The organism is Kitasatospora sp. NPDC054795, assembly GCF_053611565.1.
Window position 1 is genome coordinate 1 of record NZ_JBSHAP010000016.1, and the last position, 20,198, is coordinate 20,198.

Annotated in this window: 18 protein-coding genes; 9 read left to right on the forward strand and 9 right to left on the reverse strand. The window is 74.7% G+C overall.

Annotated elements, in window-relative coordinates; translation table 11 throughout:
* Nucleotides 1–111: 111 nt before the first annotated feature.
* Together ACWGJO_RS08215 and ACWGJO_RS08220 are read right to left on the reverse strand one after the other, a co-directional pair.
* A complete protein-coding gene (locus tag ACWGJO_RS08215) occupies nt 112–879 on the reverse strand; it encodes a hypothetical protein (RefSeq protein WP_452182710.1) in 768 nt (255 codons plus the stop codon).
* Between the two features lie 468 nt (nt 880–1,347).
* Complete coding sequence (locus tag ACWGJO_RS08220) at nt 1,348–1,731, reverse strand: tautomerase family protein (protein WP_452182711.1); 384 nt, start codon at nt 1,729–1,731, stop codon at nt 1,348–1,350.
* A gap of 99 nt (nt 1,732–1,830) precedes the next feature.
* Between ACWGJO_RS08220 and ACWGJO_RS08225 the strand changes: the two genes are divergently transcribed.
* Nucleotides 1,831–2,322 (forward strand): MarR family transcriptional regulator, encoded by a 492-nt coding sequence (locus ACWGJO_RS08225; RefSeq protein WP_452182712.1) that lies wholly within the window; start codon nt 1,831–1,833, stop codon nt 2,320–2,322.
* Nucleotides 2,323–2,352: 30 nt separating this feature from the next.
* Here the strand turns inward: ACWGJO_RS08225 and ACWGJO_RS08230 are convergent, their stop codons facing one another.
* Nucleotides 2,353–3,066, reverse strand: coding sequence for a class I SAM-dependent methyltransferase (locus ACWGJO_RS08230; protein ID WP_452182713.1), 714 nt, complete (start codon nt 3,064–3,066; stop codon nt 2,353–2,355).
* Between the two features lie 314 nt (nt 3,067–3,380).
* Between ACWGJO_RS08230 and ACWGJO_RS08235 the strand changes: the two genes are divergently transcribed.
* The 3 genes from ACWGJO_RS08235 to ACWGJO_RS08245 all read left to right on the forward strand — a co-directional run bounded on the left by ACWGJO_RS08235 (nt 3,381) and on the right by ACWGJO_RS08245 (nt 7,414).
* Nucleotides 3,381–5,471: a HelD family protein gene (locus tag ACWGJO_RS08235; protein ID WP_452182714.1), complete on the forward strand. Its 2,091-nt coding sequence runs from the start codon at nt 3,381–3,383 to the stop codon at nt 5,469–5,471.
* A gap of 220 nt (nt 5,472–5,691) precedes the next feature.
* Entirely contained in the window at nt 5,692–6,492 is an 801-nt protein-coding gene (locus ACWGJO_RS08240) for an aldolase (protein ID WP_387693372.1), read from the forward strand.
* A 1-nt stretch (nt 6,493) separates the two neighbouring features.
* Nucleotides 6,494–7,414 (forward strand): dihydrodipicolinate synthase family protein, encoded by a 921-nt coding sequence (locus ACWGJO_RS08245; protein WP_452182715.1) that lies wholly within the window; start codon nt 6,494–6,496, stop codon nt 7,412–7,414.
* 70 nt (nt 7,415–7,484) lie between these two features.
* On the opposite strand, the gene ACWGJO_RS08250 is transcribed toward ACWGJO_RS08245, so the two are convergent.
* The gene (locus ACWGJO_RS08250; RefSeq protein WP_359909615.1) at nt 7,485–8,060 is read right to left on the reverse strand and encodes a helix-turn-helix domain-containing protein; all 576 of its coding nucleotides are present in this window, start codon (nt 8,058–8,060) and stop codon (nt 7,485–7,487) included.
* Nucleotides 8,061–8,200: 140 nt separating this feature from the next.
* Between ACWGJO_RS08250 and ACWGJO_RS08255 the strand changes: the two genes are divergently transcribed.
* From ACWGJO_RS08255 to ACWGJO_RS08265, 3 genes are read left to right on the forward strand one after another with little or no spacing between them, the layout of a single operon-like run.
* The gene (locus ACWGJO_RS08255; protein WP_452182716.1) at nt 8,201–8,662 is read left to right on the forward strand and encodes a hypothetical protein; all 462 of its coding nucleotides are present in this window, start codon (nt 8,201–8,203) and stop codon (nt 8,660–8,662) included.
* A gap of 47 nt (nt 8,663–8,709) precedes the next feature.
* The gene (locus ACWGJO_RS08260) at nt 8,710–9,363 is read left to right on the forward strand and encodes a formylglycine-generating enzyme family protein (protein WP_452182717.1); all 654 of its coding nucleotides are present in this window, start codon (nt 8,710–8,712) and stop codon (nt 9,361–9,363) included.
* 35 nt (nt 9,364–9,398) lie between these two features.
* Nucleotides 9,399–9,920 carry a GNAT family N-acetyltransferase gene (locus tag ACWGJO_RS08265; RefSeq protein WP_452182718.1) on the forward strand — a complete coding sequence of 174 codons (522 nt, stop codon included), beginning with the start codon at nt 9,399–9,401 and terminating at the stop codon, nt 9,918–9,920.
* Nucleotides 9,921–9,927: 7 nt separating this feature from the next.
* Here ACWGJO_RS08265 and ACWGJO_RS08270 read toward each other — a convergent pair whose 3' ends face one another.
* Together ACWGJO_RS08270 and soxR are read right to left on the reverse strand one after the other, a co-directional pair.
* Nucleotides 9,928–10,851, reverse strand: coding sequence for a phosphotransferase family protein (locus ACWGJO_RS08270; protein WP_452182719.1), 924 nt, complete (start codon nt 10,849–10,851; stop codon nt 9,928–9,930).
* Nucleotides 10,852–10,894: 43 nt separating this feature from the next.
* The gene (soxR, locus tag ACWGJO_RS08275) at nt 10,895–11,443 is read right to left on the reverse strand and encodes a redox-sensitive transcriptional activator SoxR (RefSeq protein WP_359909625.1); all 549 of its coding nucleotides are present in this window, start codon (nt 11,441–11,443) and stop codon (nt 10,895–10,897) included.
* 78 nt (nt 11,444–11,521) lie between these two features.
* On the opposite strand from soxR, the gene ACWGJO_RS08280 reads away from it, so the two are divergent.
* Entirely contained in the window at nt 11,522–12,256 is a 735-nt protein-coding gene (locus ACWGJO_RS08280; RefSeq protein WP_452182785.1) for a thiamine pyrophosphate-dependent enzyme, read from the forward strand.
* A gap of 107 nt (nt 12,257–12,363) precedes the next feature.
* Nucleotides 12,364–13,257: a transketolase family protein gene (locus ACWGJO_RS08285; protein WP_452182720.1), complete on the forward strand. Its 894-nt coding sequence runs from the start codon at nt 12,364–12,366 to the stop codon at nt 13,255–13,257.
* A gap of 9 nt (nt 13,258–13,266) precedes the next feature.
* On the opposite strand, the gene treZ is transcribed toward ACWGJO_RS08285, so the two are convergent.
* The 3 genes from treZ to glgX all read right to left on the reverse strand — a co-directional run bounded on the left by treZ (nt 13,267) and on the right by glgX (nt 19,829).
* Nucleotides 13,267–15,039: a malto-oligosyltrehalose trehalohydrolase gene (treZ, locus tag ACWGJO_RS08290; RefSeq protein WP_452182721.1), complete on the reverse strand. Its 1,773-nt coding sequence runs from the start codon at nt 15,037–15,039 to the stop codon at nt 13,267–13,269.
* A complete protein-coding gene (gene treY, locus ACWGJO_RS08295) occupies nt 15,039–17,525 on the reverse strand; it encodes a malto-oligosyltrehalose synthase (protein WP_452182722.1) in 2,487 nt (828 codons plus the stop codon). Before treY ends, treZ begins: the two co-directional genes overlap by 1 nt.
* Before the next feature lie 180 nt (nt 17,526–17,705).
* Nucleotides 17,706–19,829 (reverse strand): glycogen debranching protein GlgX, encoded by a 2,124-nt coding sequence (gene glgX / locus ACWGJO_RS08300; protein WP_452182723.1) that lies wholly within the window; start codon nt 19,827–19,829, stop codon nt 17,706–17,708.
* Between the last annotated feature and the right edge of the window lie 369 nt (nt 19,830–20,198).

The following is a 20,198-nucleotide window of genomic DNA, read 5'->3' on the forward strand; positions in this document are numbered from 1 at the left end:
TCCGAGCCCGGGCCGCGGGCGCGGCCCCGTCGGCGCCCCCGGGGCGGGTCCGGAACAGGGGACCGGACGGGCCCGGGCGGCCGTCCGCGGCGTGTCAGGGCCCGTCGGGCGTCAGTGCCCGTCGCAGCCCGGGAGGGCCTCGCACATCGGTGCGGTCATGCCGGTGCCGACGTACTTGTCCTCGGGGGCCTTCCAGGCGTCCTTGGGCTGGGCGCCGGCCTTGGTGGTGGCCCAGACCGCCAGTTCGCTGACCGCGCCGCCGTCGCTGACCACGTACTCGTGCAGGGTGACGGTGCTGCCGTCGGCCTGCGGGACGGTCAGGACGGCGGCGAAGTAGGGCGCGTCCGGGGCGCTGTCGACCTTCACGGTGGCGCCGGGCGCGGTCTTGGCGCAGGACTTGACCGCCTCCGTCAGACGGCCCTGGGCCAGGTTGGTGCTCTGCTTGGTGCCGCTGCTACGGGTCGGGTCACCGTGGAACAGCAGGGTCTGCTCGGCCGTCCAGCGGTCCCCGCCGAAGCCGACCGAGGCCCGGGCGGAGGCGGTGCCGGTGAACAGCGGCTCGTCGTCCTTCGCGACCGCGGCGCGGCACAGCTCCATGCCCTTGAACTGGACCTGGCCGGAGAGCTGCTTGGCGTTGGCCGCCAGCGGTGTGTAGTGGTAACTCTCGTCCATCGGGATGCTCTTGGTGTCCATCCAGGCCTTGTCCGGGATGCCCTTGTCGGACCCGCTGGGCTTGTTGGGGTTGACGCTGGGCCCGGTGGTGGCGGCGGGGAGGGCGGGGTTGGCGTCCTGGCTGCCGTTGTCCGGCCCGCAGGCGCTGAGGGCGCCCAGGCAGACGAGGGCTGCGGCGGTGGCGGTGACGACTCTGGTGGTGCGCAACTGACGGTTCCTCGGATGTCCGGTGGCGTGGGCGGGGGTCGGGCGCGCACCGGCCGTGGGCCGCTGGTGCGCGGCGCCGTCCGTCCGTCCCCGCCGCCCGGTCGACCCGTGGTCGCGGGCTTGCGGCATGGCAGCTCCTCCCCTGTGCATGCGGCCGTCTGGCCCCTCGCCCCGCTGTCCGCCCCGTGACTGATGGCCGGTCAGGGTCGATGGTGTGTCGACGGCGCTCGAAACCTATGCCACCGGACCGCCGGTCGCAAAGCCGGGTTCCGGCCGGAGGCCCGGATTCCCTTTGGGACTGGTGGGGCTCATGGGGTGAATGTGACCGGGTGCGGAGGGGTGCGGTGGGCGGGGCGCGGAGGGTTCCAGGGGTGCGCGGCCGCCTCCGCGCGCGGGCCGGGGCGGCGCATCCGGGCTGGTGGGGGCGGGTGCGCGGCGCCGTGCGACGGATCCGCGGGGTGGCCCCGGTCAGGCGACCCGGCCGCCGATCCCGGAGCGGCCCGCCGGGACGCCGTCGAGGGTGACCACGGTCTGCCGTCCGACGGCCTCGCCGAGCGTGCCGGTGATCGCCGCGGTGGCCGCCGCGACCAGACGGGCGGGCGCGTCGGGTACCTGCGGCAGGTGGTAGGCCGCCTCCCGCAGGCTCAGCAGGACCACCGGCGCGACCTCCTCGGTCGGCAGTCCGCCGATGCCCCGGCGGCGCTGGGGGACCCCGATCAGCTCGACCGCGACCAGCGGGCGGACCCGTTCGCCGAAGACGGAGGTGACGGCCTCGGTGAGGCCGGCGATGAGGGCCCGCTCGACCTCGGGGTCGAGGGACTCCTCGCGGATGTGCAGGCTCAGGTGCGGCATGGTGGGGCTCCGTTCGGCTCGGTTCGTACCATGGGCTGACGGGTTCGCTTTGCACATAAAACAGCTTTGATGTCAAAGGTAACTGAGGAGGGGTGTGCGATGTCAACGGCCGAAGGGGAATCGCCGAACACGCCGTCGTCGACCGGGGAGGGGCTCGACGACGCGGTGCGGTCGATGCTGCTGCTGATGCCCCGGCTGGTCGGGCGGGCCAAGCGGATCCCCGTCCCCGAGCCGCTGCGCGGCTTCGCACTGGCGCCCCGTCACCTGTCGCTGCTGGCCTGCCTGCTGCTGGACGGACCGATGGGCGTGAACGACCTCGCCGCCCGGCTGGAGGTCGCCCCCACCACGGTCAGCCTGATGGTCGGCGACCTCAGTCGGCAGGGCATCCTCGAACGGCGCGAGGACGAGGCCGACCGCCGGCGCCGCATCGTCGCGATCGCCCCCGCCCGGCTGTCCGCGATCGAGGCCTGGCTCGCCCCGGGGGCCGTCGCCTGGCGCACGGCCCTCGGGCCGCTCGACCCGGCGCAGCGGCGCCTGGTGGTGGACACGCTGCTGGCGTACGAGGCGGCGGTGGGACGGGAGCGGGACTGACGGCGGCCGGGGCGCCGGGCGGGAGGCCGGTCAGCGGCCGGGGGCCCGGCGGAAGAGCGCGGTGAGGAGGAAGGGGACGCCGAACAGCGTCGAACCGGGGCCCTGGGCGGCCATCGGGCGGATCTCCAGCGGGGTGAACTCGCGGAACAGCGAGCGGAGTTCGTCCGGCGAGTACGCCAGGCCGCCCTCCAGGGCGCCGAGCCGGTAGAGCTCCTCGTCGGTCCGCTCGGAGCCCGTCGCGCCGGCCGCGAAGGCGGTGACGGCGAAGTGCCCGCCCGGTGCCAGCACCCGGTCGAGCAGGGCCAGGTAGCTGACCCGGCGGTGCGGCGGGAGGTGGTGCAGGCAGCCGGAGTCGTAGACCAGGTCGTAGTGGGAGTGGGGGAGCCGGGCCTCGAAGATGCTCGCCCGGTGGAACCGCAGGCCGGTGCCCGCGCCGGCCTCGCGGGCGCGCTCCTCGGCCCAGGCCACGGCGGTGGCGGAGAGGTCGACGGCGTCCACTTCGAAGCCGAGCGAGGCCAGGTGGACGGCGTTGCGGCCGGCGCCGCAGCCGAGGTCGAGCGCCCGGCCGGGGGCGAGCAGGCCGCGGTCCAGGTAGGAGGCCAGGTTCTCGTCCGGTTTCGGGGTGAAGAACGGGCGTTCGGCGGACCGGTCCGCGTAGAACTGGTCCCAGAACGGTCCGGCCGGCGGGAAGAGGCCGTCGAGGAGGGCGAGGACGTCTTCGGTGGTGCGGATCGTACGGTTCATTCCGCCGATCCTAGCCGTCCGGCGGGCGGGCTCTCAGGGCTCAAGAGCCGCTGTGCGATGGGCTGTTGGGGCTTCCGGGGCACGGTTCGGCCGGAGTGGCCGGGCCCCGGGCCGGCGCGGGGCGACACCCCCGCCCGGGGCCGGGAAAGGGCGTTTTCGCGGGGTGGGGAGAGGCGCCTCGGCGGCGTACCGGAATTCCGCCGGGAAAAGTGCCGTACGGGATTCGGGGGCCACATGCGAACCGGACAAGTCAACATTTACTTCCCCGGATTTCCTCTGCATAGTGGCGGGTCGAATCGAGAGGGGGCTCTTCCTTGTCGCAGATCCACGACAACGCCGCACAGCAGGTGGAGCTGGAGCGGGTGCAGGTGTCCGTCATCGGCGAGCTGTTCGACGAGCGGCTCGCCCGGGCACGGGAGCAGCTGGGGCGGGTGCTCGCGTCGGCGGCGGACGGCGCGGGCGAGGTGTACGAGCGGGAGGTGGCGGCCGGGCGGCTGGCGGGCGAGGTGCGCCGGCTGCAGGGCGCCGAGGGCGGGCTGGTCTTCGGCCGGATCGACCTGGCGGACGGGACGGTGCTGCGGGTCGGGCGGCTGGGGCTGCAACGGGACGAGGACGACCTGCCGTTGCTGGTGGACTGGCGGGCGGAGGCGGCACGGGCCTTCTACGAGGCGACGCCGGTCCACCCCCTGGGGCTGCGGCGGCGCCGCCATCTGAGCCTGACGGGCCGTACGGTGGTCGGGGTGAGCGACGAACTGCTGGACGGTTCGGAGCCGGCCGCCGGGGACGTCGTCGGGGACGGCCCGTTGGCGGCGGCGCTGCGGGAGCGGCGGACCGGGCGGATGGGGACGGCGGTCGCCACGCTCCAGACCGAGCAGGACGCGATCGTCCGCTCGTCGCACCGAGGGGTGACGGTGGTGCAGGGCGGCCCGGGCACCGGAAAGACGGTGGTGGCGCTGCACCGCGCCGCGTACGTGCTGTACGCGTTCCCGAAGGCGGCCGAGCGCGGTGTGCTGGTGCTGGGTCCGAACGCGCGGTTCCTCGACTACATCTCCCGGGTGCTGCCCTCGCTCGGGGAGAACGACGTCGTCCTGGCGACGTGCGAGGAACTGGCCGGCGTCGCGCCGGGCGCCGTGGACGGGTTCGGGGCGGCGCGCCTCAAGGGCGGCGCCGAACTGGCCGACGCGCTGGCCGGGTCGGTCCGCTCGCGGCAGGCCCCGGGCGGGGACTTCACCGTCCGGGTCGGGCGGGAGTGGGTCCGCCTGGAGGAGGCGGAGGTCGCCGGGGCGCGGTCGGCGGCGCAGGCGAGCGGCCTCGCCCACAACCGGGCGCGCCGGCTGTTCCTGGAGCTGCTGGTGGACTCCCTGACCGGCGCGCTGGCCCGCGGCACGGTCGAGGCGCTGGAGCGCATCGACGCCGAGGTCGCGCTGCTCACCGGCATCGACCTCGACCGGATGGCGGCCCGGGACCTGCGCAGGCTCGGCGTCGACGACGAACCCGCCACGGGGGCCGACGAGTTCGACGCCGATGCCGTCCGGGCCGCGCTCCTGGACGACGCGTACGTGGACCGGGCCGTCGAGGAGCTCTGGCCGCGGCTCGTGCCGGGCGAGGTCGTCGAGGCCCTGCTGGCCGACGCCGACGCACTGGCCGCGCGCCTGCCGCACCTCGGCGACGACGAGCGGGCGTCGCTGCTGCGCACGCCCGGCGCGCCGTGGGCCGACGCCGACGTGCCGCTCCTCGACGAGGCGGCGAGCCTGGTCGACGGGCCGCCCGAGCAGGCCTTCGGGCACGTCGTCGTCGACGAGGCGCAGGAGCTGACGGCGATGCAGTGGCGGATGGTTCTGCGCCGGTGCCCGGGCCGGTCGATGACACTGGTCGGCGACTTCGCGCAGGCGGGCCCGGCGGCGACCGCACGGGACTGGCACGAGGCGCTCGCCCCGCACGTCGGCCGCCGCTTCGACCTGCGGACACTGACCGTCAGCTACCGGACCACGCGGGAGATCCTGGCCACCACCGGGGAGTTGCTCGGCCGGATCGCCCCGGGGCAGCCGCCGGTCCGGTCGATCCGGCACGGTGAGGAGCCCCGGTCCGTCGCGGTGGCGCCGGAGCGGCTCGCCGGTGAGCTGCTGCGCGAGCTGCGGGCGCAGGCCGCCGCGCATCCGGGCGAGCTGCTCGGCGTGGTGTGCGCGGACGGCCGGATGGCGGAACTGGCGGCCGCCGGGGTCGAGCGGTACGCCCGGCTGGTCCCGGCGTCGGAGGCGCGCGGCCTGGAGTTCGACGAGGCCGTCGTGGTCGACCCGGACGGGATCGCCGCCGCCCGGCCCGCGGGCGAACGGGACCTGTACGTCGCCCTGACCCGCGCCACCAAGCGGCTGTGCACGATCGCCCTTCGGGAGGCCGGGGTGTAGCGGGGCCCCCGCGGGAGGGGCCGCGTTCCGCGTTCCGGGGTCCTGGTGGTGGGTGACCCGTCGACGCGAGGACACAAGGTGTCCTAAAGTGAATGATGTGTCTTCCCGGGGCTCCGCGGCGCCGCCGGGCGGGTCGCCGCTGCCCGCGGCCCGCCGGTGCGCGCCGCACCCCGCGCCCCGGCGGACCGCTCCGACCGAAGAGCGAAGGAGAACCACGGCGATGGCCGACACGTTCGAGACGGGCAAGACCGACCTGGTGGACCTGGCCCACCAGCGGATGCGGACCGCGATCCCCGACAACGACTGGACGGTGCGCCAGAAACTGGCCCTGACCTGCCGCATCCTGTTCGACGCCGGCCACGACTCCGGGCTGGCCGGCCAGATCACCGCCCGGGCCGAACGCCCGGGCACCTACTACACCCAGCGCCTGGGCCTGGGCTTCGACGAGATCACCGAGGACAACCTCCTCCTCGTCGACGAGGACCTCCACGTCCTGGAGGGCGACGGGATGGCCAACCCGGCCAACCGGTTCCACAGCTGGGTCTACCGGGCCCGTCCGGACGTCAACTGCATCATCCACACCCACCCGCTGCACGTCTCCGCGCTCTCGATGCTGGAGACCCCGCTGGTCGTCTCGCACATGGACATGTGCCCGCTCTACGACGACTGCGCCTTCCTGGACGAGTGGCCCGGCATCCCGGTCGGCAACGAGGAGGGCGAGATCATCTCCGCCGCCCTCGGCGACAAGCGCGCCCTCCTGCTCGCCCACCACGGCCAGCTGGTCGCCACCGGAACCGTCGAGGAGGCGTGCACCCTGGCCCTGCTCTTCGAGCGGGCCGCCGAGCTGCAGCTCCTCGCCGGGGCCGCCGGGAAGATCCAGGAGATCCCCGGACCGCTCGCCAAGGAGGCGCACGACTGGATCTCCACCCCCAAGCGCGGCCAGGCGAACTTCGCCTACTACGCCCGCCGCGCCCTGCGGGCCGGCCACGGCGACGCCCTCGTCACCCGGAAGGACTCCTGAGATGCGCGCCACCACCCTGGAAGGGATCATCGCCTACCCGGTGACCCCGTTCTCCGCGACCGACGGCGGCCCGGACCTCGACCGGCTCGCCGAGCTGATCGACCGGCTGGTCCGCTCCGGCTGCCACGCCATCGCCCCGCTCGGCTCCACCGGCGAGAGCGCCTACCTCGACGACCAGGAGTGGTACACCGCCGCCGAGGCGTCGGTGGCGGCCGTCGCCGGCCGGGTGCCCACCGTCGTCGGCATCGCCGACCTCACCACCCGCAGCGCCGTCCGCCGCGCCCGGTTCGCCGAACGGGCCGGCGCCGACGTGGTGATGGTGCTGCCGCTCTCGTACTGGCGGCTGGACGAACGCGAGATCACCCGGCACTACACCGAGATCGCCGACGCGATCGGCATCCCGCTGATGATCTACAACAACCCCGCCACCGCCGGGGTCGACCTCCGCCCGGAACTCATGCACCGGCTGGTCGACCAGGTGGAGAACATCACCATGGTCAAGGAGAGCAGCGGCGACATCCAGCGGATGCACCGGCTCACCCAGCTCTCCGACGGCGCCCTGCCGTTCTACAACGGCTCCAACCCGCTGGCCCTGGAGGCGTTCGCGGCCGGCGCGGCCGGCTGGTGCACGGCGGCACCCTGCCTCATCCCCGAGCTCACCCTCGACCTGTACCGGGCGGTGCGCGCCGGTGACCCGGAGACGGCCCGCCGGGTGTTCTACCGGCAGCTGCCGGTGCTGCAGTTCCTGCTCGGCGGGGGTCTGCCGACCACGGTGAAGGCGGGCCTGGCCCTGTGCGGCCTGGACGCCGGCGAGCCCCGGCACCCCTTGCTGCCGCTGGACGGGGCGCGGACGGCGCAGCTGTCCGCGCTGCTGTCCGCGGCGGGGGTCGCCCTGGCGGACGGCGCCGGGCCGAAGGCCTGACAGCGGCGTGAGGCCGCCCTGAAGCCGGGCTCGGGACGGCTTCAGGGCGGCCCCGGGTCCGCCGGGCCCGTCAGGGCAGCGTGGGAACCCGGTCCGAGGGGCCGTCCGGGTCGTCGTGGATGACCACGAGGATCTCGGCCGGCTCCGGCCCGGTGCTCCGGCAGCGGTGGGGCAGCGCCGAGTTGAAGTACACGCTGTCCCCGGGGCCGAGTTCGACGCTCCGCTCGGGGAACTCCAGCACGGCGGTGCCCGCGTGGACGAAGAAGAACTCCTCGCCCGTGTGCGACTTGAACGGCGGGTCCGCCGGTTCGGTCGGCGGGTACATCATGAACGGCACCATCCGCTTGCCGCTGAGCCCGGTCGCGATGCCCTCGTAACGGGAGACGCCGGAGCCCGCCCCGGTGCCGACGGGAGTGCGCTCACCGGCCCGGACGACGGTGACGAGCTCGGGCTCCACCTCGTCCGAGAAGAGCCGGCCGACGTCGACCTTGAGGGCGTGGGCCAGCTTGAGCGCCGTCGAGATCGACGGGTCGCTGATGCCGCGCTCGACCTTGGAGAGGTAGCTCTTGGTGACGCCGACCTGCTCGGCGAGTGCCTCCAGGCTGAGCCGGTTCTGCTTCCTCAGCACCCGCAACCTGCCGGCCATGCGCCACCTCTCACCCACGGAATCGTCCGGTCCATTATCGGTCCGGCCCGCCCGACCGGCGGCGACCGCCCGCTGTGCCCCGCGCCGCCCGCGCGTGCTAGCTTCCCCGCACCGAACGGTTCCGCAGGCGGAGGGGAAGAATGGTCGAGGTGCCGGTCAGTGCCCGGTGGCTGTCCGGGCTGGGGGTCGGGGCGTTCCTGCTGCCGGTGATCCTCGCGGTGGCGGGCTACGGGCCGGTGGGAGCGATCCTCTCCGCGCCCGCGCTGGTGTGCGTCGCGGCCTGTGCCGTGCCGCCGTTCTTCTCCGACCCGAAGCGGCTCCGCGTCGCCTGCACGGCGGCCGGCGTCGTGGTCGCGCTGGTGTCGGCCCCGTTCGCGTTCCTCGGGATGATCTCCGTGGTGCCGATCTGGTACGGGGCCGTCTACCTGTCCTGCCTCGCCATGCCCGTCGCCGCGATCGCCGGCCTGACCGCGGGCTTCCAGCGGGCCGGGGGTCGGGATCGGGGCCGCCCGGCGGCGGGCTTCGCCTGGGCCGCCGGCGGGGCCGTGCCGGTCGGCTGGGCGGTGCTCGCGGGCTTCGCGCTGTCGTTGCCGGCCCTGTGACCCGGCGCAGGGCCCCGGCCGCGACCGACACGCCCTAGGATCGTCGGATGATCACCGTACCGTCCGGCCGGGTCACCCTCTCCGACCGTCGCACCCGGCGCAGTTGGGCCGTCGACGTCGCCCCGTTCCGGCTGGCGGCCTGTCCGGTGACCCGCGAGCAGTACGAGGGCGCGACCGGCGACCGCCGCCCCGCGCACAGCGTCTCCTGGCTGGACGCCGTCCGCCACTGCAACGAGCTGTCCCGGCGCGAAGGCCTCGCGCCCGCCTACGAGGTGGACGGCGAGGACGTGTCCTGGGACCGCGCCGCCGACGGCTACCGGCTGCCCACCGAGGCCGAATGGGAACACGCCTGCCGCGCCGGCACGGACGGCCCGCGCTACGGCCCGCTGGACGACATCGCCTGGTACCGCGGCAACTCGGGCGAGCGCCCGCACGAGGTGGGCGGGCTGCGCCCGAACGCCCACGGGCTGTACGACCTGCTCGGCAACGTCTGGGAGTGGTGCTGGGACCGGTACGACCCCGAGGTGTACGGCGAGTACCGCGTCCTGCGCGGCGGCGGCTGGTTCGACGAGCACTGGAGCTGCCGCGCCTCCGTCCGCCGCCGGAGCCACCCGACGCTGCGGATCGACGACGTGGGATTCCGGCTCGCCCGCTCGATCCACAGCCTGCCGCGCACCGATCCCCGGCCGCCGCTCGGTTGAGGAACCGTCGCGTCCGCTCGGGCGTTGGCGCCTGCATGAGTGAAGAATCAGTGTCCCTGCGCCCGATAGCCGAGGCCGACCTCCCCGTGGTCGAGGGGCTGGTGAACGACCCGGAGATGCTGGGGGAGTTCCAGTGGTACGGCTGGCGCGATCCGCAGCGGTACCGCCGCCGGTGGCTGGAGAGCGGGCTGCTGGAGGAGGGGCAGTGGATGCTCGCGGTCGAGGTCGGGGGCAGGTTCGGCGGCTTCGTCGCCGCCAACCGCAGCGGGGTGCGGCCGTCCGCCCCGTACTGGAGCATCGGCGTGCAGCTGCTGCCGCACGTGCGCGGGCGCGGGATCGGCACCCGGGCCCAACGGCTGCTGGTGGACCACCTGTTCGCGCACTCCCCGGTGATGCGGCTGGAGGCGGACACCGAGGCGGGCAACCTGGCCGAGCAGCGCGTCCTGGAGAAGCTCGGCTTCACCCGGGAGGGCGTGCAGCGCGCGGTGACCTTCCGGGCCGGCGAGTGGCGCGATGTCGTCCGGTACAGCCTGCTGCGCACCGACCCGCGTCCGTAGGGCGTGGCTAGGCGGTCCCGAACCACTCCTCGGCGAGGGCGTCCAGCGTCCGTGCCGAGGGCTTCAACTCCCGCAGGTACCACGGCAGGTTGCTGTACACGTGGAGCAGGGTGCACGCCATCAGCAGCCTGGGCTCGAAATGGCGGCCGTAGGCGTTCAGCAGGTGGCCGAGCAGGTGCGGGTCCCCCCGGGTGGTGAAGAGTCCGACGGCGACCAGGTCGTAGGCCGGGTCGCCGATCATCGCGGGCTCGAAGTCGATCAGGCCGGTGAGGCGCCAGCCGTCGGCGGGGTCGGTGAGCAGGTGCTCGCGCATGAACTCGGTGTGCAGCAGGGAGCGCCCGGGTGCGGCGGGGAGCGGGGCGGCGGCGAGGAAGTCCGGGATCTGCTCCAGCCACTCCCGCGCCAGCCCGCGTTCGCGCTGGCGGTCCACCGCGCCCGCGGCCCGGCGGGCCAGGAAGGCCGGCCAGTCGCCGGGGCCGAGGACGTCGGCGAGCGGCTCGGGGTCGAGGGCGTGCAGGGCGGCGAGCGCCTCGCCGCAGCGGCGGGCGATCCGCTCGCGGTCGGCCTGCGGGATGCGCGGCCAGGCCGGGGCGAGGCCCTCGCCGGGCAGGCGGGACATCAGGACGTGGCGCCAGCCGTTGACGTACTCGCCGGCCTCGTGGACGGTCGGGGTGGGGATCGGCAGTGCGCCGTCCAGGCGGGTGAGCACGCGCTCCTCGACGATGCCGTCCCGGGCGGAGACGGCCGGGAACAGCTTGAGCACCAGCGCGTCGCCGACCGCGTAGACCGGCACGGAGCCCTCCGGGAAGCGCTCCAGGGGCAGGCCCCCGACGCCCAGCCGGGCGCAGAGCGCCTCGGCGCCGGGGCGCATCACCGTCTCGTCGGGGACGACCGCGTCCCACTCCTCGTCCGTCAGCACCAAGGGCAGCACGGGCGTACCGTAGGCAGGCGAACGGCCCCGGCGCAAAGGGTTTTCAGTGCCCCTCCGGGCGGGTGCCGCAGGTCTCCATGCCCGACGGGACCGGCTCGGGTCCGCCGTCCGGGTCGCGGGTGAGCAGGTAGCGGGCGCCGGGGCCGGCCTCGCCGGCGCGGTCGGCGGCGTTGTAGAGGGCGCAGCGGGAGAGGGACAGGCAGCCGCAGCCGATGCAGCCGGTGAGCTTGGCCTTGAGTCGCTGGAGTTCGGCGATCTGCTCGTCGATCCGGCTCTGCCAGGACGCGGCGACCCGGTCCCACTCGGTGCCGCTGGGGGCCGGGCGCTCGGGGAGGCGGTCGAGGGCGACCTTCGCCTCGTCCAGGGAGAGGCCCACCCGCTGGGCGGCCCGGATGAAGGCGATCCGGCGCAGCGTGCCGCGGGTGTAGCGGCGCTGGCCGCCGGAGGTGCGGGTGGCCTGGATCAGGTCGAGGCTCTCGTAGTAGCGCAGCGCGGAGGCGGCGAGGCCACTGCGGCGGGCGAGTTGGCCGATGGTGAGCAGGTCGCCGTGGTGCGGGCCGGGGGCCCGGCGGCCGTCGGAGTGGGCGGTCATGGGCACCCACTGTAGCCGCTTGACCTCAAGTCGGCTTTAAGTTGCACCATCGTGGTCATGACGACGAACGCGACCGCCATGACTGCGACCGGCACGACCGCGACCGCCACGACTGCGACCGCCGCGACCGACACCCGGTTCGAGGACCTGCCCGCCCTGATGGCGCTGATGACCGGCGCCGAGAAGCACGGCCCGGCCGCCACCTCCACCCTGGACGCGCTCTGGGTGCTGTACGACCGGGTGCTGCGGGTGACCCCGGACACCGCAGAGGCCCAGGACCGCGACCGCTTCCTGCTCTCCAAGGGCCACGGCCCGATGGCGTATTACGCCGTCCTGGCGGCCAAGGGCTTCCTCGACCCGGCCGTGCTGCCGAGCTTCGGCGGCTACGACTCGCCGCTCGGCCACCACCCGGACCGCACCCTGCTCGCGGGCGTCGAGATCGCCTCCGGCTCGCTCGGACACGGCCTGCCGCTGGCCGTCGGCACCGCGCTCGGGCTGCGGGCGCAGGGCCTGACCGACCCGGCGGTGTGGGTGCTGGTCGGCGACGCGGAGTTCGACGAGGGCTCCAACGCCGAGGCGGTGGCCTTCGCCGGGGCCTACGGGCTGGAGCGGCTGCACGTGGTGGTGATCGACAACTCCTCGGCCACGCACGGCTGGCAGGGCGGCATCGCCCAGCGCTTCGCGTCCGAGGGCTGGTCGACCGCCACGGTGGACGGGCGCGATCACGAGGCGCTGCACCGCGCGTACACCGCGGAGCACCCGGGCCGCCCGCACGTGGTGGTCGCCCGGGTCGAGCCCAAGGAGCAGCACTGAGCACCCGGCGGCAGCCCCCGCCCGCCGGCACCACGACCCGCCCCACCACGACCCGCCCTGCCGCGACCGATCAGGCCAAGAGCGAGCCCCCGAGAGGAACTTCACCGATGGACACCATGCGCGAGCGCTTCGTGGACGTGACCACCCGCCTGCTGGACGAGGACCCCCGGCTGGCCGTGGTGCTCGCCGACATCACCGCGGCCGCCTTCGCCCCGGCACAGCTGCGCCACCCCGACCGGGTGGTCAACGTCGGCATCCGCGAGCAGTTGCTGATCGGCGCGACGGGCGGTCTGGCGCTCACCGGGATGCGTCCGATCGCCCACACCTTCGCCAGCTTCCTGATCGAGCGGCCCTTCGAACAGGTCAAGCTGGACCTCGTCCACCAGGGCGTCGGCGCCGTGCTGGTGAGCGCGGCGGGCTCGTACGACTGGCCGGCCGGGGGCCGCACCCACATGTCCCCGGGAGACGTCGCCCTGCTGGACACCCTGCCGGACTGGACGGTCCACGTCCCCGGCCACCCGGACGAGGCCGAGCAACTGCTGCGCCACGCCTACGCGGACGGCGACCGCAATGTGTACGTCCGGCTCTCGGAGCACCGGAACACGGCCGCGGTGCCGGTCGAGCCGGGCCGCTTCACCACCGTCCGGTCCGGCTCGCGCGGGGCCGTGCTCGCCGTCGGGCCGATGCTGGACGCGGTGCTCGCGGCCACCGAGGGCCTGGACGTCGCCGTGCTGTACGCGGCGACGGTGCGCCCCTTCGACGCCGCCGGGCTGCGCGCGGCGCTCGGCGACCGGGCGGACGTGGTGCTGGTCGAGCCGTACCTGGCGGGCACCTCCGCGAACGAGGCGCACGCGGCCCTCGCCGACCGCCCGCACCGGGTGCTGGGCCTGGGGGTGCCGCGCGAGGAGCACCGGCACTACGGCTCGATCGCGGAGCACCTGGCCGCCTACGGCCTGGACGCCCCGGCGCTCCGGGAGCGGATCGGCACCTTCCTCCGGTGAGCCCGGCCGCTACGGTGAGCCCGTCGTGCCGGTGAGCGTCCGGCCGGGCTGCACGGCGACGACCGCCACCGCGTCCGCCGCCAGCCGCACCGCCGTCCCCTCCAGCTCCGCCGCCCCGAAGGCCGCCACCACCTCGCGCCCGGTGGCCCCGAGCGGCAGCGCGGCCCCGTCCGGCCCGAGGTTGACGGCGATCCGGTACGGCCCCCGGTGCACCACCAGCCGGCCCGCCGCCTCGTCGAAGTCCGCGCGCACCGCGCCGAGGTCGGGGTCGGACAGCTCCGGGCGCTCGCGCCGCAGCCGGATCAACGTCCGGTACCACGTGAGCAGTTCGGAATGGGGCGCGCGCCGGAGCTCGGTCCAGTCGAGGACCGAGCGCAGCACGGTGGCCGGCTCCTGGGGGTCGGGGACGGCCTCGGCGGCCCAGCCGTGCCCGGTGAACTCCCGGCGCCGGCCCTGCCGGACGGCCTCGGCGAGGTCCGGGTCGGTGTGGTCGGTGAAGTACTGCCAGGGGGTGGCGGCGCCCCACTCCTCGCCCATGAAGAGCATCGGGGTGAACGGTGAGGTGAGCACCAGCGCCGCGCCGCAGGCGAGCCGGCCGGGGGAGAGGCTGGTGGAGACGCGGTCCCCCAGCGCCCGGTTGCCGACCTGGTCGTGGGTCTGGAGGTAGCCGAGCAGCCGGTGGCCGTTGCCGGGCGGGGTGAACGGGCGTCCGTGCCGGCGGCCGCGGAACGAGGACCAGGTGCCGTCGTGGAAGAACCCGCGGGTGAGCGTCCTGGCGAGGGCGGCGAGCGGCGCGTGCGCGAAGTCCCCGTAGTAGCCCTGGGATTCGCCGGTGAGCGCGCAGTGCAGGGCGTGGTGGAAGTCGTCGCTCCACTGCGCGGTGATGCCCTGTCCGCCCGCCTCGGGCGGGGCGGTGGTGGCCGGGGTATTGAGGTCGGACTCGGCGATCAGGAACAGCGGCCGGTTGGTGGCGACCGCCAACCTCCCCACCTCGGCGGAGAGTTCCTCCAGGAAGTGGACGGCTCGGTCGTCCGCGAGGGCGTGCACGGCGTCCAGCCGCAGCCCGTCGATCCGGTAGTCGCGCAGCCAGGCCAGCGCACTGCCGATCAGGTAGGCGCGCACCTCGTCCGAGCCGGGCGCGTCCAGGTTGACCGCCGAGCCCCACGGGGTGTGGTGCCGGTCGGTGAAGTACGGGCCGTACGCGGGAAGGTGGTTGCCGGACGGGCCGAGGTGGTTGTGCACCACGTCGAGCACCACCCCGAGGCCCTTGCGGTGGGCGGCGTCCACGAAGCGCTTGAGCCCCTCGGGTCCGCCGTAGGGCTCGTGGACGGCCCAGAGCGAGACCCCGTCGTAGCCCCAGCCGTGCCGGCCGGGGAACGGGCAGACCGGCATCAGCTCGACGAAGTCCACGCCCAACTCGACCAGGTGGTCCAGGCGTTCGGCGGCGGCGTCGAAGGTGCCGCGGGCGGTGAAGGTGCCCACGTGCAGCTCGTACAGCACCGCGCCGGGCAGCGCCCGGCCGTGCCGGACGGGCCGCGACCAGCGGAACGCGGCGTGGTCCACCGCGCGGCTGGGCCCCTCCGGGCCGTGCGGCTGCCGGGCCGAGCGCGGGTCGGGCAGCGGCGGGCCGTCGTCCAGCCGGAAGGCGTAGTCGCCCGCCGGGGCCTCGCCGGACCACCAGCCGTCCCGGTCCGGGCAGCGGGCCAGGTCGTAGGCGAAGCCGTTGACGTCGACCCGCACGCGGGAGGCGGCGTTGGGCGCCCACACCTGGTAGCGCGGCATCAGTCCCTCCTCGTCAGCAGGGCCACCGGCAGGGCCGCCAGCAGCTCCGTCACCGGCACCGTGCCCGCCGGGAGGCCGCGCCCGGTCAGCTCGTCCGTCCAGGGCCCGCCGGCCGGCAGCTCCAGCACGGTGTCGCGCCAGCCGCCGGCCCGCTCCAGCGCGTACGGCAGCCGGGTGACGGCGGTGACCACGCCCTCGCCCCGGGCGAAGGCCAGCAGGTGGTCACCGGCGGGGCCCGCCGCGTGCAGCGGCCGGTACGGGCCGAGCGGGCGGGTGCGGCGCAGGTGCAGCGCGGTGGTGGTGAGGTGCAGCTTCTCCCGGGCGAGGTCGCCGGGGCGCGGCGCGGCCGCGTCGGTGAGCCGCACGGCGAGCGCGCCGAAGTCCACCACGCCCCGGTTGTCCGGGTCGACCAGGGTGTACAGCGGCTCCTCGCTGCCCTGGTAGAGGTCCGGCACACCCGGCACGGTGAGGTGCAGCAGCGCGGCGGCCAGGGTGTTGGCGCGGGCGTACGGGGCGAGGGCGTGGACGGCGCCCTCGATCCGGGGGAGCAGCCCGGGGTTGGCGTGGACCGCGCGGGCGCGCTGCTCCAGGGCCCGCTCGTAGCGGGGGTCGGGGGTGGTCCAGGAGGTGTGGAGCTTGGCCTCGCGGGCGGATTTGAGCAGGGCGGCGACCAGCCGGTCCGGGTCGATCGGCCAGGCGGCGACCAGGGTGTGCCACAGCAGCCAGTCGGCGTCCGGGTCGAAGCCGGGGCCGGCGGCGGTGGACCAGGCGGCGGCCTCGGCGGCCCAGGCGTCCGGCCGCTCGGCGAGCACGGCGAGCCGGGCCCGGGCGTCGGCGCTGCGCTTGGTGTCGTGGGTGGAGAGCACCGTCATGCTGTGCGGCCAGGTGCGCTCCAGGTAGCGGCACCAGTCGTGGAAGTCCGCGGGGCGCAGTCCGGGCCGGGCGGGCTCGCCGCCGACCTCGTTGAGGCCGGGCAGGGCGTTCCAGCGGTAGAAGGCGGTGTCCTCGACGCCCTTGGCGGCCACCGCGGCGGCGGTCTGGGCGAAGCGGGTGCAGAACTCGTCCTTGTCGGCGCCCCGGCCCAGCTCGCCGAGGGCGAGCGCGGCCACCAGCCGGTCGGTCGGGTCGGCGGAGCCCTCCAGGGCCGCCCGCAGCTGCTCCGCCGAGGCGGCCGGGACCGCCTCGCCGGGCAGGGCGTACGGCCGGTACGCCGGGTAGCCGGTGAGCAGCCGGCCGAGCGCGGCGCGCAGCTGCCCCGGCGAGTGGTCGGCGTGCGCGGGCTCGGCGGCGCCGATCCGCAGCGCGATCCGCACCAGCCGGTCGACCTCGGCGGCGAGTTCGCCGTCCGGCCCGGCCATGTCGGCCCGCCCGCGCCGGGCCTCGGCGACGGCGGGGTGCGGGTCCGCGCAGAGGTCCCGGACCGGGCCGCCGTGCCGGAAGGACTCGTACGCCCCGGCCAGCCGGCAGGCGCCCGCGTGGTCGGTGAGCACGCCGTCGATCCGGCGCAGCGCGTCGTAGCCGGTGGTGCCGGCCACCGGCCAGTCCTCGGGCAGCCGCTCCTCGCCGGTGAGGATCTTCTCGACCACGACGTACGCCCCGGCCGCGCCTCCCGCCTGCCCGCCGGTGGCCGCTGCCAGGCGCCGCAGGTAGCCGCGCGGGTCGGCGAGCCCGTCCGGGTGGTCGATCCGGAAGCCGTCCAGGACACCGTCCGCGTGCAGTCCGAGCAGGACGGCGTGGGTGGCGGCGAACACCTCCGGGTCCTCGGCCCGCAGGGCGATCAGCTCGTTGACGGTGAAGAAGCGCCGGTAGTTGAGCTCGGTGCGGGCCAGGCGCCACCAGGCGAGCCGGTACCACTGGCGGCCGAGCAGCTCGGAAAGCGGCAGCTCCTCGGTGCCGGGGCGCAACGGCAGCTCGTGCTCGTGGTAGCGCAGCACTCCGCCCGCCGGGCGGCCGGGAGGCGCCCCCGCGGCGTCCACGGTGAGCTGGTCCAGGACGGCGCCGAGCCGGTCGCCGAGCAGCGGCAGCAGCACCCGGCCGCGCCCGGGGGCGTCGGCGGGGCCGGCCTGGGCGGTCCAGTCGATGTCGAACCAGCGCGCGTACGGCGAGTCGGGACCGTCGCGCAGCACCTGCCACAGCGGCCGGTTGAGCCGTTCGGGGGCGGGCACGGCCATGTGGTTGGGCACCACGTCGGCGATCAGCCGCAGGCCGTGGCGGTGCGCGGCGGCGGCCAGTTCGCGCAGCGCCGACTCGCCGCCGAGCTGCTCGCTGATCCGGGTGTGGTCGACGGTGTCGTAGCCGTGGGTGGAGCCGGGGACGGCCTCCAGCAGCGGGGACAGGTGCAGGTGGGAGACGCCGAGGGCGGCCAGGTAGGGGACGGCGCCGGTGGCGTCGCGGAGGGTGAAGCCGGGCTGGAGCTGGAGGCGGTACGACGACGAGGGGACGGTGGCGGCCGGGCGGGGCTGCGCGGGCTCGGCGGCGGGGGTCATAGCTCCATAGGTACCCGGGGGAGGCCGCCGCCAAGACCCGCTGCTGGCCCGAACAGGTGACCGCCCCCGGCCGTCCGAAGGGCCCGCGCCGCGTTCGGCGACCGGCCCGGCCGGGCGCCGCGGCACCGCCGGCACGCCCCCGGGCGGCCGCCGCGGCACCGCCGGCACGGACCGGAGCACCTAGGCGGGCCGCTGCAGCACCATCAGCGAGCGGTCGGTGAGCCAGAGGGCGTCCCCCGCCTTGACCCGGGCGCCCGTGCCGGGGGCGGGCAGCCGGGGCCGGGTGGTGTCGACGACGACCTGCCACTCCTGCCCGTGGTCGGCGGGCACGGTGAACTCCAGCGGTTCGGAGTGGGCGTTGAACATCAGCAGGAAGGAGTCGTCGACGATCCGGCCGCCGCGCCGGTCCGGTTCGGAGATCGCGTAGCCGTTGAGGAAGACGGTCAGCGACTTGGCGTAGCTGGCGCCCCAGTTGCGCTTGGTCATCTCCTCCCCGGTCGGGGTGAACCAGGCGATGTCGGTGAGGTCGTCGAAGCCGCCGGAGGCGGACACCGGCCGCCCGTGGAAGAACCGCCGCCGCCGGAACACCGGGTGGTCGCGGCGCAGCCAGATCATCCCCTGGGTGAACTCCAGCAGCCGCGCCTGCGGCCCGTCGCCCTCGGGCCAGTGCACCCAGGTGAGTTCGTTGTCCTGGCAGTAGGCGTTGTTGTTGCCCAGCTGGGTGCGGCAGAGCTCGTCGCCGTGCGAGAGCATCGGCACGCCCTGGGAGAGCATCAGGGTGGCGATGAAGTTGCGCTGCTGGCGCTCCCGCAGCTCCTCGATGGCCGGGTCGGCGGCGGGGCCCTCGACGCCGCAGTTCCAGGAGCGGTTGAAGGACTCGCCGTCCCGGTTGTCCTCGCCGTTGGCCTCGTTGTGCTTCTCGTTGTACGAGACCAGGTCGCGCAGCGTGAAACCGTCGTGGCAGGTCACGAAGTTGATCGAGGCGATCGGGCGGCGGCCGTCGTCCTGGTAGAGGTCGGCGGAGCCGGTGAGCCGGGAGCCGAACTCGGCGAGGGTGGCGTTCTCACCGCGCCACAGGTCCCGCACGGTGTCCCGGTACATGCCGTTCCACTCCGTCCACAGCGGGGGGAAGTTGCCCACCTGGTAGCCGCCCTCGCCGAGGTCCCAGGGTTCGGCGATCAGCTTGGCCTGGGAGACCACCGGGTCCTGCTGGACCAGGTCGAAGAAGGAGGACAGCCGGTCCACCTCGTGGAACTGCCGGGCGAGGGTGGCGGCGAGGTCGAAGCGGAAGCCGTCCACGTGCATCTCGGTGACCCAGTAGCGCAGCGAGTCCATGATCAGCTGGAGTACGTGGGGGCTGCGCATCAGCAGGCTGTTTCCGGTGCCGGTGGTGTCCTCGTAGAAGCGCTGGTCGCGGGCGAGGCGGTAGTAGGAGACGTTGTCCAGGCCGCGCAGCGACAGCGTCGGGCCCAGGTGGTTGCCCTCCGCGGTGTGGTTGTAGACGACGTCCAGGATCACCTCGATCCCGGCCGCGTGCAGCGCCTTGACCATGGACTTGAACTCCTGCACCTGTTGGCCGCGGTCGCCGGTGGAGGAGTAGGAGGAGTGCGGGGCGAAGAAGCCGACGGTGTTGTAGCCCCAGTAGTTGGCGAGGCCGAGGTCCCGCAGCCGGTGGTCGCGGACGAACTGGTGCACCGGCATCAGCTCGATCGCGGTGACGCCGAGCTTGGCCAGGTGCTCGATCACCGCCGGGTGGGCCAGGCCCGCGTACGTTCCGCGGATCTCCTCGGGGATGCCCGGGTGCAGCCGGGTCAGGCCCTTGACGTGGGCCTCGTAGATGACGGTGCGGTGGTAGTCGGTGCGCGGCGGCCGGTCGGTGCCCCAGTCGAAGTACGGGTTGATCACCACCGAGTGCATGGTGTGCGGGGCGGAGTCCAGGTCGTTGCGGCGCTCGGGGGCGCCGAAGTGGTAGCCGTAGACCGACTCGTCCCAGTCGATGTGCCCGCTCATCGCTTTGGCGTACGGGTCCAGCAGCAGCTTGGCGCTGTTGTGCCGCTGACCCAGGCCGGGGTTGTACGGGCCGTGCACGCGGAAGCCGTAGCGCTGGCCGGGCTGGACGCCCGGGAGGTAGGCGTGCCGGACGAAGGCGTCCGTCTCGCGCAGCTCGACGGCCGTCTCGGAGCCGTCCTCGGCGATCAGGCACAGCTCGATCCGGTCGGCGCTCTCGGAGAACACGGCGAAGTTGGTGCCGGCCCCGTCGTAGGTGGCGCCGAGCGGGTAGGGCGTACCGGGCCAGACCTGCATGACTTCTCAACTTCCTTGCTGCCGACGGAAACTGACGTGTGCTCCGACAACGGGACCGGCCGCCTGCCGGGGCCCGGACGCTCTCTTCCCGGCCGGGCGGCCGGGCATGTGCGTGACCGTGCGCCGTGACGCACGGCACAGCCGCCGTGACGCGCGGCACAGGGCATACTCCCCGAGCCCCTCCCCGGGGGCCGGGACATCCGGCCCGGGTTGGGCCGAACGAGCGCCCGTCGGGCATTCGTGTGAAGAGTGCTCCGGTGGTGCGGGAGGGCCCCGGACATCCGGCTGTGATCGGCTCGCGGCGGGCAGTACCCTTGATCGTCCGGCCGCCCGGGGGCGGGCCGACAGGCTTTCGACGGTCCCCGCGCC

What these genes read in the sequence shown, in the direction of transcription:
- ACWGJO_RS08220 (WP_452182711.1), bottom strand. Translation starts at nt 1,731, where the DNA reads ATGCCGCACCTGAGCCTGCACATCCGCGAGGAGTCCCTCGACCCCGAG.
- glgX (WP_452182723.1), bottom strand. Translation starts at nt 19,829, where the DNA reads ATGCAGGTCTGGCCCGGTACGCCCTACCCGCTCGGCGCCACCTACGAC.
- ACWGJO_RS08280 (WP_452182785.1), top strand. Translation starts at nt 11,522, where the DNA reads ATGACTGCGACCGGCACGACCGCGACCGCCACGACTGCGACCGCCGCG.
- ACWGJO_RS08285 (WP_452182720.1), top strand. Translation starts at nt 12,364, where the DNA reads ATGGACACCATGCGCGAGCGCTTCGTGGACGTGACCACCCGCCTGCTG.
- ACWGJO_RS08245 (WP_452182715.1), top strand. Translation starts at nt 6,494, where the DNA reads ATGCGCGCCACCACCCTGGAAGGGATCATCGCCTACCCGGTGACCCCG.
- ACWGJO_RS08225 (WP_452182712.1), top strand. Translation starts at nt 1,831, where the DNA reads ATGTCAACGGCCGAAGGGGAATCGCCGAACACGCCGTCGTCGACCGGG.
- ACWGJO_RS08260 (WP_452182717.1), top strand. Translation starts at nt 8,710, where the DNA reads ATGATCACCGTACCGTCCGGCCGGGTCACCCTCTCCGACCGTCGCACC.
- ACWGJO_RS08255 (WP_452182716.1), top strand. Translation starts at nt 8,201, where the DNA reads ATGGTCGAGGTGCCGGTCAGTGCCCGGTGGCTGTCCGGGCTGGGGGTC.
- treZ (WP_452182721.1), bottom strand. Translation starts at nt 15,039, where the DNA reads ATGCCGCGCTACCAGGTGTGGGCGCCCAACGCCGCCTCCCGCGTGCGG.
- ACWGJO_RS08240 (WP_387693372.1), top strand. Translation starts at nt 5,692, where the DNA reads ATGGCCGACACGTTCGAGACGGGCAAGACCGACCTGGTGGACCTGGCC.
- soxR (WP_359909625.1), bottom strand. Translation starts at nt 11,443, where the DNA reads ATGACCGCCCACTCCGACGGCCGCCGGGCCCCCGGCCCGCACCACGGC.
- treY (WP_452182722.1), bottom strand. Translation starts at nt 17,525, where the DNA reads ATGACCCCCGCCGCCGAGCCCGCGCAGCCCCGCCCGGCCGCCACCGTC.
- ACWGJO_RS08250 (WP_359909615.1), bottom strand. Translation starts at nt 8,060, where the DNA reads ATGGCCGGCAGGTTGCGGGTGCTGAGGAAGCAGAACCGGCTCAGCCTG.
- ACWGJO_RS08265 (WP_452182718.1), top strand. Translation starts at nt 9,399, where the DNA reads ATGAGTGAAGAATCAGTGTCCCTGCGCCCGATAGCCGAGGCCGACCTC.
- ACWGJO_RS08230 (WP_452182713.1), bottom strand. Translation starts at nt 3,066, where the DNA reads ATGAACCGTACGATCCGCACCACCGAAGACGTCCTCGCCCTCCTCGAC.